This window comes from Janthinobacterium sp. Bl 1 (assembly GCF_058215535.1).
Map to the genome: position 1 here is coordinate 3,522,253 of NZ_CM177086.1, position 16,721 is coordinate 3,538,973.

The 16,721-nt window shown below is 57.3% G+C and carries 14 protein-coding genes; 7 read left to right on the plus strand and 7 right to left on the minus strand.

Translation table 11 applies throughout. The features are described 5' to 3' along the window. Positions 1-73: 73 nt before the first annotated feature. A complete protein-coding gene (locus AC4BCN_RS15670; protein ID WP_490491169.1) occupies positions 74-1,513 on the plus strand; it encodes an amidase in 1,440 nt (479 codons plus the stop codon). A 113-nt stretch (positions 1,514-1,626) separates the two neighbouring features. On the opposite strand, the gene AC4BCN_RS15675 is transcribed toward AC4BCN_RS15670, so the two are convergent. Beyond that, positions 1,627-2,055: a DUF2061 domain-containing protein gene (locus AC4BCN_RS15675; protein WP_338678708.1), complete on the minus strand. Its 429-nt coding sequence runs from the start codon at positions 2,053-2,055 to the stop codon at positions 1,627-1,629. Positions 2,056-2,263: 208 nt separating this feature from the next. On the opposite strand from AC4BCN_RS15675, the gene AC4BCN_RS15680 reads away from it, so the two are divergent. Next, on the plus strand, positions 2,264-3,043 hold the full coding sequence (locus tag AC4BCN_RS15680; protein WP_490491170.1) for a hypothetical protein: 780 nt from the start codon (positions 2,264-2,266) through the stop codon (positions 3,041-3,043). 64 nt (positions 3,044-3,107) lie between these two features. On the opposite strand, the gene AC4BCN_RS15685 is transcribed toward AC4BCN_RS15680, so the two are convergent. Continuing rightward, positions 3,108-4,475, minus strand: coding sequence for a chitinase (locus tag AC4BCN_RS15685; RefSeq protein WP_338678710.1), 1,368 nt, complete (start codon positions 4,473-4,475; stop codon positions 3,108-3,110). Positions 4,476-4,865: 390 nt separating this feature from the next. On the opposite strand from AC4BCN_RS15685, the gene AC4BCN_RS15690 reads away from it, so the two are divergent. Further along, positions 4,866-5,732 (plus strand): hypothetical protein, encoded by an 867-nt coding sequence (locus tag AC4BCN_RS15690; protein WP_338678711.1) that lies wholly within the window; start codon positions 4,866-4,868, stop codon positions 5,730-5,732. Next, positions 5,732-6,715: an OmpA family protein gene (locus AC4BCN_RS15695; RefSeq protein ID WP_338678712.1), complete on the plus strand. Its 984-nt coding sequence runs from the start codon at positions 5,732-5,734 to the stop codon at positions 6,713-6,715. Before AC4BCN_RS15690 ends, AC4BCN_RS15695 begins: the two co-directional genes overlap by 1 nt. Positions 6,716-7,100: 385 nt before the next feature. Here the strand turns inward: AC4BCN_RS15695 and AC4BCN_RS15700 are convergent, their stop codons facing one another. From AC4BCN_RS15700 to AC4BCN_RS15710, 3 genes are all read right to left on the minus strand, one after another. Then, positions 7,101-8,057, minus strand: a complete 957-nt coding sequence (locus AC4BCN_RS15700) for a toll/interleukin-1 receptor domain-containing protein (protein ID WP_338678713.1) — start codon at positions 8,055-8,057, stop codon at positions 7,101-7,103. Between the two features lie 77 nt (positions 8,058-8,134). Next, positions 8,135-8,908: a toll/interleukin-1 receptor domain-containing protein gene (locus AC4BCN_RS15705; RefSeq protein ID WP_219329057.1), complete on the minus strand. Its 774-nt coding sequence runs from the start codon at positions 8,906-8,908 to the stop codon at positions 8,135-8,137. A gap of 13 nt (positions 8,909-8,921) precedes the next feature. Then, positions 8,922-9,698: a hypothetical protein gene (locus AC4BCN_RS15710; protein ID WP_219329056.1), complete on the minus strand. Its 777-nt coding sequence runs from the start codon at positions 9,696-9,698 to the stop codon at positions 8,922-8,924. Positions 9,699-10,818: 1,120 nt separating this feature from the next. Here AC4BCN_RS15710 and AC4BCN_RS15715 point away from each other — a divergent pair. Beyond that, entirely contained in the window at positions 10,819-12,978 is a 2,160-nt protein-coding gene (locus AC4BCN_RS15715) for a TonB-dependent receptor (protein ID WP_490491171.1), read from the plus strand. Positions 12,979-13,021: 43 nt separating this feature from the next. On the opposite strand, the gene AC4BCN_RS15720 is transcribed toward AC4BCN_RS15715, so the two are convergent. Continuing rightward, positions 13,022-13,435: a MerR family transcriptional regulator gene (locus AC4BCN_RS15720; protein ID WP_485882790.1), complete on the minus strand. Its 414-nt coding sequence runs from the start codon at positions 13,433-13,435 to the stop codon at positions 13,022-13,024. 194 nt (positions 13,436-13,629) lie between these two features. Here AC4BCN_RS15720 and AC4BCN_RS15725 point away from each other — a divergent pair, with 194 nt between their 5' ends. Next, complete coding sequence (locus AC4BCN_RS15725; protein WP_490491172.1) at positions 13,630-14,859, plus strand: NADH:flavin oxidoreductase/NADH oxidase family protein; 1,230 nt, start codon at positions 13,630-13,632, stop codon at positions 14,857-14,859. Positions 14,860-14,902: 43 nt separating this feature from the next. Further along, positions 14,903-15,886, plus strand: a complete 984-nt coding sequence (locus AC4BCN_RS15730; RefSeq protein ID WP_490491173.1) for an acetoacetate decarboxylase (ADC) — start codon at positions 14,903-14,905, stop codon at positions 15,884-15,886. A gap of 19 nt (positions 15,887-15,905) precedes the next feature. Here AC4BCN_RS15730 and arsH read toward each other — a convergent pair whose 3' ends face one another. Further along, positions 15,906-16,637 carry an arsenical resistance protein ArsH gene (gene arsH, locus AC4BCN_RS15735; RefSeq protein ID WP_490491174.1) on the minus strand — a complete coding sequence of 244 codons (732 nt, stop codon included), beginning with the start codon at positions 16,635-16,637 and terminating at the stop codon, positions 15,906-15,908. Positions 16,638-16,721: the final 84 nt, after the last annotated feature.

Here is a 16,721-nt window from a genome sequence, read left to right on the forward strand (position 1 = left end):
TTCCACTATGATAGCGCAAGCCCTACAGTAGTTCCTGTGATTCTCACTCTTCATCTTTTACAGGAGCTAACTGATGCAACTACATGAATATACGAGCTTTGATGGACTGGGGCTGTCCCAACTAGTGCGCGATGGCGCCGTCTCTGCGGCGGAATTGCACGATGCGGCCGTGCGCGCCTGTGCTGCCGTCAACCCGCACATCAACGCCGTGGTCGAGCTGTGGCCGGCGGATGTGGCGCACATCGACAGCGCGGCGCCATTCGCCGGCGTGCCATTCCTGATCAAGGATGTGGCCGTCACCATGGCGGGCAAGCGCAGCGAAGCGGGCAGCCGCCTGGGCGCCGGCCATGTCGCCGCGTTGGATTCCCACCTGATGACGCAGTTCCGCCAGGCGGGACTAATCACCTTTGGCCGCACGAGCACGCCGGAAATGGCCTTTGCCACCACCACGGAACCCGTGCTCTACGGCGTCACGCGCAATCCGTGGAACGTGGCATTGAGTGCGGGCGGTTCCAGCGGTGGCGCGGCGGCGGCCGTCGCGGCCGGCATCGTGCCCTTGGCCCATGCGACGGACGCGGCCGGTTCCATCCGCGTGCCGGCCGCCTCGACGGGCCTGTTCGGCTTGAAACCAAGCCGTGGCCGGGTTTCGAACGGTCCCGCCATGGACGAAATCTTCAGCGGCCTGGGCGTGCAACTGGGCGTGAGCCGCACGGTGCGCGACAGCGCCGCCTTGCTTGATTGCGTGCAGGGTGTGCTGCCGGGCGAGCCATATGTGACGGCTACGCCCGGCCACAGCTGGCTGTTGCAAGTGAGCGTGGCGCCGGGCAAGCTGCGCATCGCCGTCCAGCGCGCCGCCTGCAATGGCGCCCATCCCGTGCCGGCCATCGATGTCGCGCTGGACACGACCGTGCGCCTGCTGGAAAGCCTGGGCCACCACGTGGAAGAAGTATCGCCCGCGTTGGGCGTGTCGTGGGAAGCGTTCGTGCAGGCGAACGCCAGCATCTGGTGCGCCAACCTGGTGCCGTGGATAGACGCCTTGGCGCAAGAGAGCGGACGGAGCGTGTCGCTCGACACCCTGGAAGCGGCGACCCTGGCCTGCTACCGCCATGGCAAGACGGTGTCGGCAGTCGATTTCGTGGCCGCCCTCGACGTGCGCAACATGGTCACGCGCCAGGCCGGCGCCTTGTTTGGCCAGTACGACGTGCTGCTGACGCCCACCATGCCGGACTTGCCATGGCAGCTGGGCCGCTATGGCGAAAAGGAGGCAAAACTTGACGGCCTTGGCTGGACGGCGCGCCTGTTCGAGCATTCGCCGTACACGCCGCTGGCGAACGTGGCGGGCTTGCCGGCCATGTCCGTGCCGCTCGCGCAGTCCGCAGACGGTTTGCCGATCGGCATGCAGTTCATGGCCGGTTACGCGAACGATGGAATCTTGCTGCGCCTGGCGGGACAGCTGGAGCGGGCGGCGCCGTGGGGGCAGCGTCGCCCATCCGTGTGGGCGGGCAAGGTGTAAGCATGCCATGAAGGCGGCTGAAACCGGCCGCCATATCGGCTTTGGCCTGCGGCAAGAAGCCGGGGTCGGACCCGCCGGGTTCGAGCCCAGTCCTTGTTCTTGGGTGAAAAATATCAGGTGGGCAGCGTCGCCAGCGGCGCCGCGCTGCGGCTTTCCAGGCGAAAGCGGGCTTTTTCCCACAGCCGGTCGTGGAAGGGCAGGACGATCACGTTGCAGATCGGCTCGACCACGGCCAGCAAGCCGCCGAAGGCCATGGAACCGGTGGCCCAGTACATGACGCCGAAAGCCACGCTCATGTGCAAGGCCGTCTGGCTGAGCTTTTCACCGGCCAGTGCGGCAAAGCCAAGGCGGCTGGCGGCGTAGCGGCGGCGGATCGCATGCCAGGCTTTTTCATGCCACGGCAGCAGGGCTACGTTGATGACCGGTTCGATGATGGCTGCCAAGCCACCGAGCGCCAGGGAGCCCGTGAGCAAGTAGGCGAGGCCGAAGGCGATCGACATGTGCGTGCAGACCTGGCTGAATGTTTTGATCGCTGTGAACAAGGGAGGCTCCTTTCTGTTGAATTCGCTTATCCTTGATTTAGATAGTAACGATTCTCATTTACAAAAGGAAGCAAAATATTTCAACCGAATCAATAGAAATAAACTATCAACATCTGGAATTGCATTTTATTTGCCTGATCCCGTCCAAAAACGCGCATTTGCTACCTACACAGTAAACCAGCATGTGCTGGGGTTTCTGGAGAACAGCATGCCCACCCTTTTTGACGATGTACTGACCACGCCACAGCCCTGGTCGCAGCAAGTGATTGCCGAGTGGCGCGACGTTTTTCCTGCGCAACACGGCGCCAATCTCGATGATTTCGTCGTGCGCGAGTGCCTGCGGCGCAACGCTCTCATGGACATGCGCAGCGTCGTCGGCCAGTCGGACCACTATGCGGGCCAGTCGTGGCGCGACGCGGCGCTGGCACCGCAATACAAACCGGGCAAGATGCGCGCCGTCTTTGCTCAATATGAACGCAATCCGGACTACTATTTCAACGGCGAACTGGACAATGGCATCGTGCTCAGTTCCATCGATGGCCACGATTGGTACACGGATGGCGGCGGCAATCACCGCACGGTGCTGGCGAAGTTCGCCTGCGACCGCATTGCGCGCCGCACCGGGCGCTATCCGCTGGTGCGCGGCGTGTCGACCTGCCGCTATGAGCCGGACATGCAGGCCTGGCTGTTGTTTTGCCAGCTGCGGGAACGCCATGCGCAGCTCATTTCCGTGGCCGTCACACGTGAAGACAGGCAAAGAACCGATGTGGCCGGCGCGACGGACATCACCTGGCGCCTGCGGTTCTTCGTGCTGGACCGGCGTTTTGGCGGTATCGGTATTCCTCGCGCCGGGCATCTCGACGCCGCCTGCTTTTGCGCCTATGCCCGGCATGTGCTTGCCCATGACGGCAAGCCAAGCTGGCGCGACCGCGTGCTGGATTGCCTGATTGGCGACCCGGACCGTCTCGTGTACCGGCCCGTAGCGTAAGCACGCCTACCTATATAGTATGCAGGCCGGAGGAGGGAAGTACCCGTCCGGCCTGCCTGATCCGTTACGGCAAGGTCTTCAGCACGGTCTTCGTCGGCACGGAGAAATTATAGTTGTCGTGGCGGTCCCAGTTGATCGACCACGTCATCACGCCGCGAAAGTCCGGATACGCCTGCAGCGGCTTGATGGTGCCGCAGTTGAGCAGGCGCGTCAGGCAATTGAGGGCGTTGCTGACGTCGGCATTCGTCGTGAAACCCGAGCCGGCCGAGCTGCGCCCCGACGGCACGCCAAAGCCCACCTGGTCCGGACGCAGGCCGGCAAAGGTATTGCTGCCGTAATTGAAACCTTCGATCAGCATGCGCGCCGTGGCCACCAGCTGGTCGGCCGAGCCGGCCTTGATGGGACCTGTGGCGTACGGCGTATAGATATCGCCATTGTTGTAGTACTGCGGGTGCAGCACCGTCAGCTCCGAGCGCAGGGCGTTGATGATGGGAATGTAGGCGCCCCAGATGCTGCCGTAACTGGTGTAACCACCTTCCACATACACCCATTCCGGCGCCATCGACAGGTAAAAACTGCTGCCGACCTTGGCTTTCAGGTTTTTCACGGCGATCGGCAGATAGGTCTGGATGGCCGCGCCTTGCGCCACGCCGTTTTCCAGGTCCAGGTCGATGCCGTCGAAGCCATATTTGGTGATGATGGCGTACAGGCTGTTGGTGAAATTCGTCGCTTCGGCCGTGTTGCCGACGGAAACGGAGCCATTTTGGCCGCCCAGCGACAGGATGACTTTCTTGCCCTTGGCACGTTTGGCGGCCACGTCGGCGATGAATTGCGCTTCCGTGCCGGCGCCCGGATCGATGGTCAGGCTGACATTGCCGCCGCCCGCGTTGTCGCCGAACGACACGACGATCACGTCCCAGTCGTCGCTGACCTGGCTGATCGGATAGGTGGCGCCGCTGGGGTTGGTGAAGTTGTGCCAATAGCCGATCAGCGCGTGTTTCGCCAGGCCCGTGGGAGTAGGCGTCGGTGTTGGAGTTGGAGTCGGAGTTGGAGTAGGTGTCGGAGTAGGCGTCGGTGTCGGAGTGGGAGTCGGCGTAGGTGTTGGGGTAGGCGTGGGTGTCGGAGTTGGCGTAGGAGTTGGCGTCGGCGTGCCGCAGTCTCCCACTGCCGTCCAGGGCTGGCCGCTGCCGGCGCCGCCGCTGCTGGTCGACGGGTTATTGCCTTGCGTCCACCAGTTGGCCGTGTAATTGACGTTGTTGTAGCTGGCCTGGCCGCCACCGTTGTACGCCGTGCCGCTGTTCCACGGCGCGTAGCAGGCGACCGCTTGCGTGGCGCCGGCCAGCAGCTGGCTGGCGCCTGCGCTGGATCCTTCGCTGCCTCCGCCGCAGGCTGCCAACGTTCCCCCGAAGAGGGTAATGATGAGGGTATTCATGACTGTCCGGTTCATTGCGTCTCCTTGTGTATTTTTTTGCCGGCCGGCTGGACACCGTCCGATTTTTCAGAGTGCAAGCATTGCAGGTGGTAGTCAACTGGTTTTATTATTTGCGCAAGATCACAATACCAGTTTCCATCTTTCCCCAGTAGACCGGCGATGCGGGCCATACCAGTGGCTGTTTTCCGGCGCGCTGGTATGGTGCCAGGATTGGCACCGGGAGCAGGGCGGGGAAGGGAGGTGGACGCCATGCAAAGCGGCTGGGTCAGCGTCTGCCCGGGGCACGGTGACAATTGTCGTAGATTTTCATTGTGACAATAAACGTATTTCCACGCTCATCTTCGGCGTATCGTAGCGCATATTGTTATTGCCTCAACACAGGGGATAAGAATGAAAACACTGCGCCCGCTGATCTTGTGGCTTTGTGCCATCGCCGCAAGCGCCATGCTTGCCGGTTGTGCAAGTTTGACTCCCGAGTTGACTCCCCAGCAAAAAAAGCTGGTCGGCGACGCGCAAGGCAGTTGTCCTGGCCTCACGGGAAAGGACGGCCGGCTGGCGTTCCAGCTCAAGGCTGTCATCGAGGGCAAGGAAATGAACCCCATCACGTCCAAGTGGAGTTCAACGGGCGTCGGTGACGAAGCCCTCGTCAAAACCCTGTTCGCGCAGCGTCTGTGCATCCTGGAAGAAGTTGTCGCGCGGCCTGACCAGGCGGCCATGACGCAGGTACATGAGCGATATATGGAGGAGATTTCCAAAGGCATCAATGCCTGGCCCGCCTACGATGCGGCGCAGTACGAGCAGCAGCTGGCGCGCTTGTCCGAGCAAAAAAAGGCGCACAAAGCGGCCGTCAACGCCAGCTTTTCAAACAAGCGCCATGAGATTGATTCCGTCGTGCTTGTTGCTGCGATTCCTTACTATGATTTCCTGCACATCAAGGAAGTGGATGTGGAGTGGAAAAAAGGAAGCTCGGCAAGCGGAACGAAAACAGTGAGTTCGGCTGCCAAGGTGTGTTTGACCAGGGACGATTTTTCCGTCGCCATCCGGCCAGCGCTCGACCAGACGCGCGCGATTGTCATCGGTCTGGGCATGGGAAAGTATGACGAAGCCCAGGCGCTGCGCCTGATGCTCGAGCAGATTTACGAGGCGGGCGGCCAGCGCCTGGTCAACGCGCGCGACGCCAGCAAGAATGCGCCGGCCGTCACATGCACGGTGTCCGGCGGCGACAGCGCCGTGGCCGCCGGCCCGGTCGCCAAATAATGAGTCCCTATCTGGAGGTAATCATCCCGGCGGCCCTCGCGCTGTATGCGGGTTTCCAGCACGAGGGCCGCTGCGGCATCGAACCGGCCGTGCATCCGTTGGCAGAAAACATGTGCCAAGGCTTGCGCGCCGCGTTTGAAGATGGCTGCAAGACACTGCTCGAGGTACCGCTAGGCAAGACCGGCATCTATCTGGCCGGTTCCTATTCCATCAAACCCGTTGCGTTTGCGCCACTGGTCAGGGAGAAGGTCCAGGAAGGCTATTCGGCTTGCGTCGGCTTCTGGAGCGGTTCGATCGACTATGACACCTATCAAACGGCGCTGGAACAAAAAGCCAGCGTCTTGAACGCGATGTTCAAGGCCGTGGGCAAACCGGGCAGCGCCGCACCGGTTCTCGACGCCGCCGTCGCCAACGGCGCCCGGCGCGACGACGTGTTGGACGCCAAGGTGGCGGCAGGGGACTTGCGGCAAGATTGCATGGGCCCGTCGGCCATCAAATGCGGGCACATCACGACGCCGCCGACAGACCAGGTGTTCATCCCGCCAGACCCGCAGACCGTCGATCGCCTGTCCGCCGCCGTGGCCGACCTTGCCCAGGAGATCAAACGCCAGAACGAGCGCGGCGCGCGCATCGTCGCCGGCGGCTCCGGAAAATGGACGTTGGCAGCCGAAATCAGCTTCGCGACGGGCAGTTCGACACCCAGGCAGGAAGAATGCGCACGGCTCGCCGCGAACGTGACAAAAGCGTCCCCAAGCGCCCAGCGCGTGCAGATTGCCGGCGCCGCCGACGAGCGCGGCACGCCGGCCGCCAACAACGCGCTCAGCCTGCAACGCGCGGCATCGGCAGCGCTATGCCTGGCCACGCACGCGCCGGCGAAACGCTGGAGCATTGAAATTACCGGCGCAGGCAGCCTGGCCACATCGCCAGCCGAATACGCCAGAGCACGCCGCGCAACCGTGTTTGTTTGGGAGCCGCAGCCGTAGTGGCACGCGTGGACAGGCCGACGGGCGTGCTGGACGATCTGCGAAGCGCGACGCAAAGCAGCAGCCGGAAGCGAACTGGAACAGCCAATACCAAAGATCGGGGAACGTACGGCTGTGTTCGAGCTGGGCGGTGCAGTGAGGCGCGAAGGAACCGTGCAAAAAGCCATAGCGCCACAGCGGTGCGTAGAAGGCTGAAATCGCATTTGCGATTGTACAAGTTGCAAAATGAGGGATTTGACGAATCCACCCATAACTTCGCATAATTTATATTATGTCAAATTATGGACGGAAGTGGACGATACTAATAGTTGCTGTGTTCTACCCTAAGTTAGTACTTGAGAAACCGGAAAAATCAATGGTCTGCTTCTCAAGTGTTCTGCTAACTTCAGCTCTTCTCAGGCCCACGAATACTCACTGCCTTCGCCACCTCCACTACAGCCTCAAGGAATTTTGGATCGAAATCAGCCACAGAGGGACTATTGAGGTTTGTCCCTCTATCAATGTTCCAGTGTTGAAAAACTTCTTTTACCTCAGGCCAGCTTGCATTCTCTCCGTAAACTCTAAGGAAAAATCGTCCAAAGGAAATCGCATGTATCCGATCCGCACTTTTAAGAGACTCGCTGACATACGATCGTCCAAGACTGAAGGCGTATTTTGAACAAGCACAAAGCAGACCAACGATCACTAACCCCTTTAATCCAAGGAACAAAAGGTCGGGCCACGCCCTATCATTAGTAGAGTTGGCACCAATCACACTTATTATTCCAAAAAAAATACCAGCAATAAGAGATAAGAAACCTGCTACGTACCAAACAAAACCTATATATCTATTCCTCTTTTCTAATCGTTCTAGCAAAATCATAGCTTCGTTAATATACTCAGCAGCATTTTTCTCCATGCGCTGTGATAAAGCTACTTTCTTCTCCTCCTCAGCCGCCTTCCTACCCACAAACCTAGCAATTGCCTCTTCTACTTTCCCCACTACCTCTGCAATATTAAATTCTAATGCGCCAATATAAAGCAAACTTTGAATAGCGGGCGGAACTTGAACCTCATCAATTACAATTGGAATAACTAACATTCTATCTGATTCGCTCGCATAAGCTCTTGCTGCACCTATTTCAATTAATACGTTCTGCGATGTAACTGAATTTGATGAAATGAAAGCAATAAACACATCTGAAATTTTCAGCCCTTCTGCCAGCGTCTGTTGCCAATTTTGACCGGCAGAAATAGAATCAACATCAACAACAATTTCGTGACCATTGAGTTTTAACTGGTCAACAATCTGCTCAACGTACGACCTATCTTTTCGACTGTATGAAACAAAAATTTTTGCCATAATTAATTTCCTGATGTTCCGTTTAATTGTTGCTGCGTGCACAGATTTAATTTATAAAAATATTGCAACCAAAGATACTAATTCCAAGTAAGTGGAATAGGCGCCCAACTCCCCTTTGTTCTCTCATGCAAAATAGAACGTAAGTCCATTACTACATCAATAGGAATTTTTATTGTTATATTTAATGAATGCCCAGGAACAATGGCACGATCAAGCCCAAGTGCTTTAGCCTGACCAGACGTCTGTTCGTCAATCTTTATGGAGTACGACTCACTGGAATTATAGGCGCACTCATCTGGAATATCGAATTCAAATTCATCAATATTATTATTGAAAACAAGAAGAAAACTGGATATTGGCTCCATAAAACTTTTTGCCTCAATATTCAATATGCACAAACCATTAGATTGAGTTGCATGTGAATGCAAATTCGAAAATAATTCAATTGGAGAGTAGGTGCTCTTCCCCGATATCACATCAACTGCTTGACGAATTGAGGCGTCAATTCCAGCACTATACAAATCAATATATAAACTCTGCATAAGCAGAATAGGCATTTCACTATTGTCAACTCTGATAGGTATGAATTTAATTCCGTTCTTTGCCTTAGCCATAAGGGCATTCTGCCATTCTAATTGAACCATCTTGCTGTTTAGGCTATGTTTAGTAACGAAGAAAAGGAAAAATTTACAGCTCGACAATCCGGAATTCATTCTGTCAATAATTCCGTCTCCTGGTTGAATTGACCAGGAATCATAAAAAACTTTCTCTTGGCCGAAAGATTCACTAAGCGCCACGGCAAATCGTTCAACAATTGCTTTATCGTTATAGTTGTGAGAGACAAAAATCATATATCATTCCATTTTAATTATCATCATCTGGGTTATAACGATACTCAACCTTCAAAGGAAGTTCAGACATCGCATAGTGGACAAATTGTGAGCCAAGCTCGGTAAGTTCGTACAGTTCAGACATATCGAATGCCGACATTAATGTTTTAGTACTTCCAGCGGGGCTACGTTTAACTGGTTGCTTTGCCAAGAAATTCCCGTTGTAATCCGTTTCTCTATGCTGGCGCATAATTCCACCAGTCGTCAAATCTCGGAAAAGTAATTTATAGAGATCGGCATCTGCGGAGTCTTCACGCACATTGGGTCTGCCAAGTGAAGTCCAAATTGCCCCCCGTGATGTACCTCGACCTCCGGAACGGTAAATGTTTGCAATAACTTCAAAGTGTAATTCTGAATAAGATCCGATCCAATCGATAAATAACCGAACAACGTCGTCACTAGCCTGGGCTGATGTTGCTGAATTTGATAAAATGTTACGTATCCAAACTCTCTTGGCCTCACTTTCAGCACCGGCCCACTCCCGGAAAGTTTTTCTGACCAAGCTTTGATATTCTCGACTTTCTACTCGATTTGAAATTCTTTCGTCGTGCAAATCAATTCTTGCCATTATTTCCAAAATTGTAGCTTCTTTTTCACGAAGCTCGTCATGCAGCATACGAACCCACTCCTCAATGAAGCGATTAACCTTTTCTTGGTCTTTATCGTTCCATTTTTTCACAACTGTCAATGATAAGGCGCCCAGTATTGCAGCCCCATTTTCTGAATTTATTTCATTAGACTGATTGGTCATAATATATAGAAAGTTAATAGATCAAGAGGTTGTTAAACGGAAATAGCTTAATGCGAAGTCGAAAAATATCAGCGTTACCACTGTATGCTCAGTCTTGCGGAAAAGCAAACAAACTTTCAAAAATCAGTCAAGAAAATTGAAATTTCTACCTAGGTATCGAAATACACTCACGTGCTAAAATCACCTCAATCTTGTGTGCCCCGGCCACACCAAAGCCGAAACGGTGTGGGGGCGCGGACGTGACTTGGCCTAGAAGAACAGCAAGCTGGACTCCAATATGACCATTGTAAAAATGGTCGGGACGGGGGCCGCCACATCAGCTTTTTTTTGGTGGAAATCAGCACGGGTCAAGGCTATGTGGATAAATTCTAATTTGGACAGACGGACTGGCCTGCTGCATTGACAGAGGCGTGACACCAACAGATAAAGATGAGGCAAGAATATGGGCTCAACAATACAACGTGTTGCTCAGTGGGCTGCGCTTCTCGGTGGCATATTCTTCGCCGGTACCTTCGTACTCGGTGGGGCCGTCACAATGCTGACTGATCAGGCACTCTACTCGAAGGCACTGGAACAAATTCCAGCGACAATTGGGCTACCGTTGGCTGCACTGTGTCTAGTGATGGTTCTTGAGAACACATCCGGTCCGATCGAATTTGAAGGCTTAGGATTCAAATTTAAGGGTGCATCAGGGCCGATTGTCCTATGGTGCATAGTGTTCTTATGTATGGCTGCAGCCATTAAGCTGGTGTGGCTGAACTAATCCATCCGTGGTGTATTGAACGGGATATATATCGCCAACCGGGCATGGACAGTTTCATGTTTCGACAAAATGCCTTCCAGACTTTGTCGCGCGTCTGCAGGTCGGCTCTCCGATGAACCAGCCCAATCCGCCACACCTATTATGGCGGCACCGAGACGAGGCACACTGCCTATGCCCCCATGAAGGGAGACGCCGGCAGATCAAACGGAAATTGCTGATCCTTGCAAGGCCAAGCCGAATCGGCTTCTCGACCAGCATTCAGAGCACGTCATGTCAGCAAATATAGAACGTAATGATTCTCATTTATAGTATAGTGCGCACAGTTTTCCTTCTTATAACCTTGCGCCCATGCCATCGATGCCATCCTCACGCCCTACTCCATTCCCAGCCCACCATCCCCTCGCCGCCCGCCTGATCCTCGCCGGCCTGCTCATTGCCAGCGTGCCACCCTCCGTCTACGCGCAAGCAACGTCCAGCGCGCCCAACCCGCTTGCCACCGTGGTCATCACCGGCCAGGCCGAAGCGGATGCCGGCGGGCAGATTGCCAAGAGTGCGCGTGCTGGCTTGCTGGGGGAAAAAGACTTGCTCGATACGCCGTTCAGCGTCAACAGCTACACGAGCCAGCGCATGCTGGACCAGCAGGCGCTGACCCTGGCCGAGGTGCTGGGTGGCGATCCGTCCACCCGCTTCACGGGCCAGATCGGCGGCGTCACGGATTCGTTTTTCATCCGCGGTTTTCCCCTCAACGAGGGCAATCTGAGTGAAGTGGCGTTCGACGGCGTGTATGGCGTGTCGCCCAATTACCATTTGTTTACGGAATACCTGCAAAGCGTCGAGGTGCTCAAGGGGCCGGCCGCCTTGCTGTACGGGATGTCGCCGAATGGCGGCGTGGGCGGCGTCGTCAATGCTGTGCCGAAACGCTCGCTGCCGCGCGATCTGACGCGATTGACGCTCGACTACGGCTCGGGCTCGCAGGCTGGCGCGGCCATCGACGTCAGCCGCCGCTTCGGCGAGGAGCGGCGTTTCGGCATCCGCTTCAATGGCTTGCACCGCCAGGGCCACACGCCGCTCGACCACCAGACCTCGCGCGCGGAAGTGGCGGCCGTCGCCCTCGATTACCAAGGCCAGCGGCTGCGCGCCTCGCTCGACGTGATCGAGCAATACCAGTGGATCGACGCGCCCACGCGCCCTTTCCTCGTGGCCGCGCGCCTGCCCGTGCCGGAAGCGCCTGATGGCCGGCGCAACATCGCCCAGTCCTGGGGCTGGTGGAAGTCCAACGACCTGGCCACCTTGGGCAAGCTCGAATACGATGTGAACGATAAAGTCACCGTGTTCGCCGATCTGGGCGGCACGCGCTCCGACGTGTCGCGCTATTCGGACCAGACGCCGACGATCACCAGCGCGGCCGGCGACATGACGGTCACGCCGATGAACTGGAAATTCCGCGTGCGGCGCGCCAGTGGCGACACGGGCGTGCGCACGCGCTTTCGCACGGGCGGCATCGAGCATGCGCTGGTCGTGATGGGCAATGTCTACCGCGACGAGTTTGGCAGCATAAACAATTCAGGCAAGCTCATCACTTCGAACATCTACCATCCCGTGGCCGTGCCCGATCCCGGCATTGCCGCACCGGCCCGCGTACCGAAACTGTCCGCGTCCACCCTCTCCAGCCTGGCCGTGGCCGATACGCTGGACATGCTGGACCAGCGCGTGCAGCTGACCCTGGGCGTGCGCCGCCAACTGGTCGAATCGAAAAACTACAACGCCATCAGCGGCGCGCTGACCACGCACTACAAGCAAGGCGCCTTGACGCCGCTGGCCGGCATCGTCGTCAAGCCGCTGCGCCACGTGTCGCTGTATGCGAACTATATCGAGGGCCTGAGCAAGGGCGATATCGCCCCGAACATCGCCGACAACGCTGGCCAGGTCTTCGCGCCCTACAAGAGCAAGCAATATGAAGTGGGCACGAAGGCCGATTTCGGCGTCGTGCTGGCGACCCTGGCCGTGTTCCAGGTGACCAAGCCCAGCGGCCAGTTGTACGGCAAGGTCTACAGCATGGATAGCGAACAGCGCAACCGGGGCCTGGAGCTGAACCTGTCGGGCGCCGCCAGCAAGACCGTGCGCCTGCTGGCCGGCATTACCTTGCTCGACGGGCGCCTGGTGAAGACCAACAACGCCGCCACCATGGGCAAGCGCCCCGTGGGCGTGCCGACGTCGATGGCCAACCTGGGCGGCGAATGGGATCTGCCGTACTGGCCTGGCTTGACGGCCACGGGCGCCGTCAGCTACACGAGCAAGCAGTTTGTGGATCAGACGAATCTGCAATCGGTGCCGTCGTGGACCAAGGTCGACCTGGGCTTGCGCTACCGCACGGCCATCGCCGGCAAGGCGACGACCTTGCGCGCCGGCTTGATGAACGCTTTCGACCGCCATTACTGGGCCGGCGTGGCCTCGTATGGCACCGTTTCGCAGTCGGCACCCCGCACCATGCAACTGTCGGCCGCCGTCGATTTCTGACGAGTTCACGCGCTTTCTACGGGCTTGAAAACCAGTCCTTGCTTTAATCTTTACTGCCTATCCCCAGGCTTTCCATCACCCTGGCGGCATTGTCCTTGCAGTCCACATCGTCCGGCTTTGCATCGATCAGCTGAATCAGCGACAAAAGATGGGCCTTGTTCTGCGCCAAGCGCACTTCCAGCGATTCGATATCGGCAATCTTCTTTTTCAGCGCGGCCATCAGTTCATCATGTTTCCATGATGAACTATCCTCGGGCAAGACTTGCCTGATTTCATCCAGGGAAAAGCCCGCCTGCTGCGCGTCGCTGATAATGGACAGTACCGCCACCGCTTCCAGAGGATAGTCGCGGTAGCCATTCGATTGCCGGCTCACGGCTTTCAACAGGCCCCTGGATTCGTAGAACCGAATCGTGGAGGCCGCCAAGCCGCTGCGCTTGGCCAATTCGCCAATTTTCATCACTTCCCCGCTGATTTTTTGTGCTTGCCTGTCTGTGTCATCACGACGCCATGCTCGACTATAAGCTTAAAGCCAGCTTGAATGTCAAGCGGCGGACGAGAGCGAAAAGAATATGGCGGTTTTTCCGATTCAGGGCTTGACCTTCAAGTTAGCTTAAAGCTTATCGTGGGGCTATCGCAACCTTGGAGATCAGCATGAAACCCTTTACCGCACTGACATTGCCCAACGGGACAGTCGTTCCGAACCGTCTTGCCAAAGCCGCCATGGAAGAGAACATGGCCGACAACGATCACGCGCCCTCGGACGAGCTGATACGCCTGTACCAGTCGTGGGCGGACGGTGGCGTGGGTCTGATGATCACCGGAAACGTGATGATCGACCGCCGCGCCATGACGGGACCCGGCGGCGTGGTGCTTGAGTCTGACGAATTTGGCGCCCGCTTCGAGCAATGGTCGCGCACCGCCCGTTCACGCGGCGCGCAGGTCTGGATGCAGATCAACCATCCAGGGCGCCAGATGCCCGCCGCCCTGGGACAGGAAACCATCGCACCGTCAGTTGTGCCCATGGACCTGGGCAACTTTTCAAAGCAATTTTCGGCGCCGCGCGCAATGACGGAGGCCGATATTGCCGACGTGAAGCAGCGCTTTGCCAACAGCGCCCGGCTGGCGGAGCGCTTTGGCTTTACGGGCGTGCAAATCCATGCCGCGCACGGCTACCTGATCAGCCAGTTCCTCTCCCCTCTGACCAACCAGCGCACCGACCGCTGGGGCGGTTCGCTGGAAAACCGGGCGCGGCTGCTGGTCGACGTCGTCAACGAAGTGCGGCAGGCCGTCGGCAAAGGCTTTGCCGTTGCCGTGAAGCTCAATTCGGCGGATTTCCAAAAAGGCGGCTTCAGTGCGGATGACGCCAAGCAGGTCGTTTCCATGCTCAATACCCTGGGCGTCGACCTGATTGAATTGTCCGGCGGCAGCTATGAAGCCCCTGCCATGCACGGCCAGACCCGCGACGGCCGCACCCTGGCCCGCGAAGCCTATTTCCTCGAGTTCGCCAAGGATATCGCCACGGTGGCCAGCATGCCCATCATGGTGACGGGCGGCATACGCCGCTACCAGGTGGTGCAACAAGTGCTGGACAGCGGCATTGCCATGGCGGGCATGGGAACGGCCTTGGCGCTCGACCCGCAACTGCCTGAAGCATGGCGTTCCGATCAATCGGCAAGCCCCTTGCTCCGGGCCATCACCTGGAAAAACAAGGTGCTGTCGTCCATTGCCTATATGGCGATGGTCAAGTATCAGCTGCGGCGCCTGAGCCAGGGCAAGCATACGCGGCCCAACGTGGCGCCTGCGCTGGCGCTATTGATACAGCAATGGGATACCGCCATCCGGAACCGGCAGTATCGCCGCCGGATGCATAGCGGCTTTTAATGGAGTTTTTCCCAATCAAACATGGAAGGTGCAAGCAATGAACATGAACATCGCCGCGGCGGTATCCGCATTGGTATTGAGTATTGCCGCAAGCCCGTCCCGGGCGGAACACGCTGTCGAAAACAGGCAGGTCATCATTGATATCGCCGGCCATGCCGTCCCGGTGGCCGCTGGCGGCCTGTATGACCGCTTTCGCTCGAATCCCCCTTTATCCGTCATCGCAGCGGAAGCGCCGGAGCTTGACCTGAGCTGGTTCAAGGACATGCAAAAAGAAAAGGTGTCCATCGGCTTTGACTCGTACTCGCCGAACTTCTATTACAGGAACCGCAAGATCACGGCCGTATTTACGGCCGACCTCGCGCGCCTGAAGGAGCTGATGCCGGCAGACATACTGAAGCAAGTCCAGCCCCTGCAAGTGTGGCCAGGCCGGGGCGCGGTGGCATTGACGGCCTATGCGTATGAGTACTGCGACAACGACAGCTACAATGAAATTTCACTGGCGATTGTCACCAGCAAGCCCGGCAGCGCCAGCTTTGGCCCGTTCACCTTGCTGGGCCAATCGCTGGCCAAGGATTTCTGGGGCTATGTGCTCAAGCTTCCCGTCAACACGGAACTGGCCAGGGTGCGTGGCGTGGTTGGCTACAATCTGCCCAAGTGGCTGACCGGTATCGAGGTGAGGGAAACTGACGCAAGCGTTTCCTTTGAAGTCATGGATAGCGCAACGGGCAAGCTCGATTTTGTTTTTGCAGGCAAAAAACTGGGCGACCTGTCGCACACGGCCGATGTGGTGAGCAACAGCTTCACCAACAAGGATGGCGCCGGGAAACTCACGTATGGCTATGCCGTTTCCCGCCAGCTCAGCCATGCGTCGAGCACGAGCGCGGAATCGGTCGAACTGAAGCTGGGCGACGGCAGCTTTTCCACCTATCTCAAGTCATTGAAGCTGGGGAAGATGATGAAATATGAATACGTGCCGGAATTTCAAAGCGCGCTGTATGCGCCGAAGCCATTATTGACAGGTCATTAACAAACAGGCCATTAACGGCCTACTCGCCCGGCGTTTCGTGATCCATGGCCGCCGTGGCGAGGGCGCGCACGTCAAGCGGCATGGATTCCTTGCGCTCGCTGTAGCGGCTGGTCAGGTAATCGGAGCGGTCGCGCAACACCAGGGTGAATTTATACAGTTCTTCCATGACGTCGACCAGGCGGTCGTAGTATGGCGACGGCTTCATGCGGTCGTTGTCATCGAACTCCTGATATGCCTTGGCAACGGATGACTGGTTCGGGATCGTCACCATGCGCATCCAGCGGCCCAGCACGCGCAAGCCGTTGACGGCGTTGAACGATTGCGAGCCGCCCGACACTTGCATCACTGCCAGGGTACGCCCCTGCGTCGGGCGCACGCTGCCCATTTCCAGCGGCAGCCAATCGATCTGCGACTTGAACACGCCCGTCACGGCGCCATGGCGTTCCGGGCTGCACCAGACCTGGCCTTCCGACCACAGCGACAGTTCGCGCAGCTCCTGCACCTTGGGATGGTCGGGGCTGACGCTGTCGACCATGGGCAAGCCATGCGGGTCGAACACCCGTGTCTCGGCGCCGAAATGCTGGAGCAAGCGCTCCGCTTCCAGGGTCAGCAAGCGGCTGAATGAGCGTTCACGCAGCGAGCCATACAGCAAGAGGATGCGCGGCGCATGCGTGGACACCGTCGGCGGCGCAAGTTTATCGAGGGTCGGCGTGTCGAGGTGGGCGGCGCTGATGTTGGGCAGCTTATTCATGGTAAATCCTTTCTTGATTAGCTCAGGCGCAGTGCCAGCCAATACGGTGACAGTTAATTCTATAATTCCATAATAATCGAAACA

Bases quoted from the DNA above. Each gene is read 5' to 3' on its own strand.
- AC4BCN_RS15700 (WP_338678713.1), bottom strand. From the start codon at position 8,057: ATGGCAAAAATTTTTGTTTCATACAGTCGAAAAGATAGGTCGTACGTT.
- arsH (WP_490491174.1), bottom strand. From the start codon at position 16,637: ATGAATAAGCTGCCCAACATCAGCGCCGCCCACCTCGACACGCCGACC.
- AC4BCN_RS15730 (WP_490491173.1), top strand. From the start codon at position 14,903: ATGAACATCGCCGCGGCGGTATCCGCATTGGTATTGAGTATTGCCGCA.
- AC4BCN_RS15695 (WP_338678712.1), top strand. From the start codon at position 5,732: ATGAGTCCCTATCTGGAGGTAATCATCCCGGCGGCCCTCGCGCTGTAT.
- AC4BCN_RS15725 (WP_490491172.1), top strand. From the start codon at position 13,630: ATGAAACCCTTTACCGCACTGACATTGCCCAACGGGACAGTCGTTCCG.
- AC4BCN_RS15720 (WP_485882790.1), bottom strand. From the start codon at position 13,435: ATGAAAATTGGCGAATTGGCCAAGCGCAGCGGCTTGGCGGCCTCCACG.
- AC4BCN_RS15685 (WP_338678710.1), bottom strand. From the start codon at position 4,475: ATGAATACCCTCATCATTACCCTCTTCGGGGGAACGTTGGCAGCCTGC.
- AC4BCN_RS15670 (WP_490491169.1), top strand. From the start codon at position 74: ATGCAACTACATGAATATACGAGCTTTGATGGACTGGGGCTGTCCCAA.
- AC4BCN_RS15705 (WP_219329057.1), bottom strand. From the start codon at position 8,908: ATGATTTTTGTCTCTCACAACTATAACGATAAAGCAATTGTTGAACGA.
- AC4BCN_RS15680 (WP_490491170.1), top strand. From the start codon at position 2,264: ATGCCCACCCTTTTTGACGATGTACTGACCACGCCACAGCCCTGGTCG.
- AC4BCN_RS15690 (WP_338678711.1), top strand. From the start codon at position 4,866: ATGAAAACACTGCGCCCGCTGATCTTGTGGCTTTGTGCCATCGCCGCA.
- AC4BCN_RS15710 (WP_219329056.1), bottom strand. From the start codon at position 9,698: ATGACCAATCAGTCTAATGAAATAAATTCAGAAAATGGGGCTGCAATA.
- AC4BCN_RS15715 (WP_490491171.1), top strand. From the start codon at position 10,819: ATGCCATCCTCACGCCCTACTCCATTCCCAGCCCACCATCCCCTCGCC.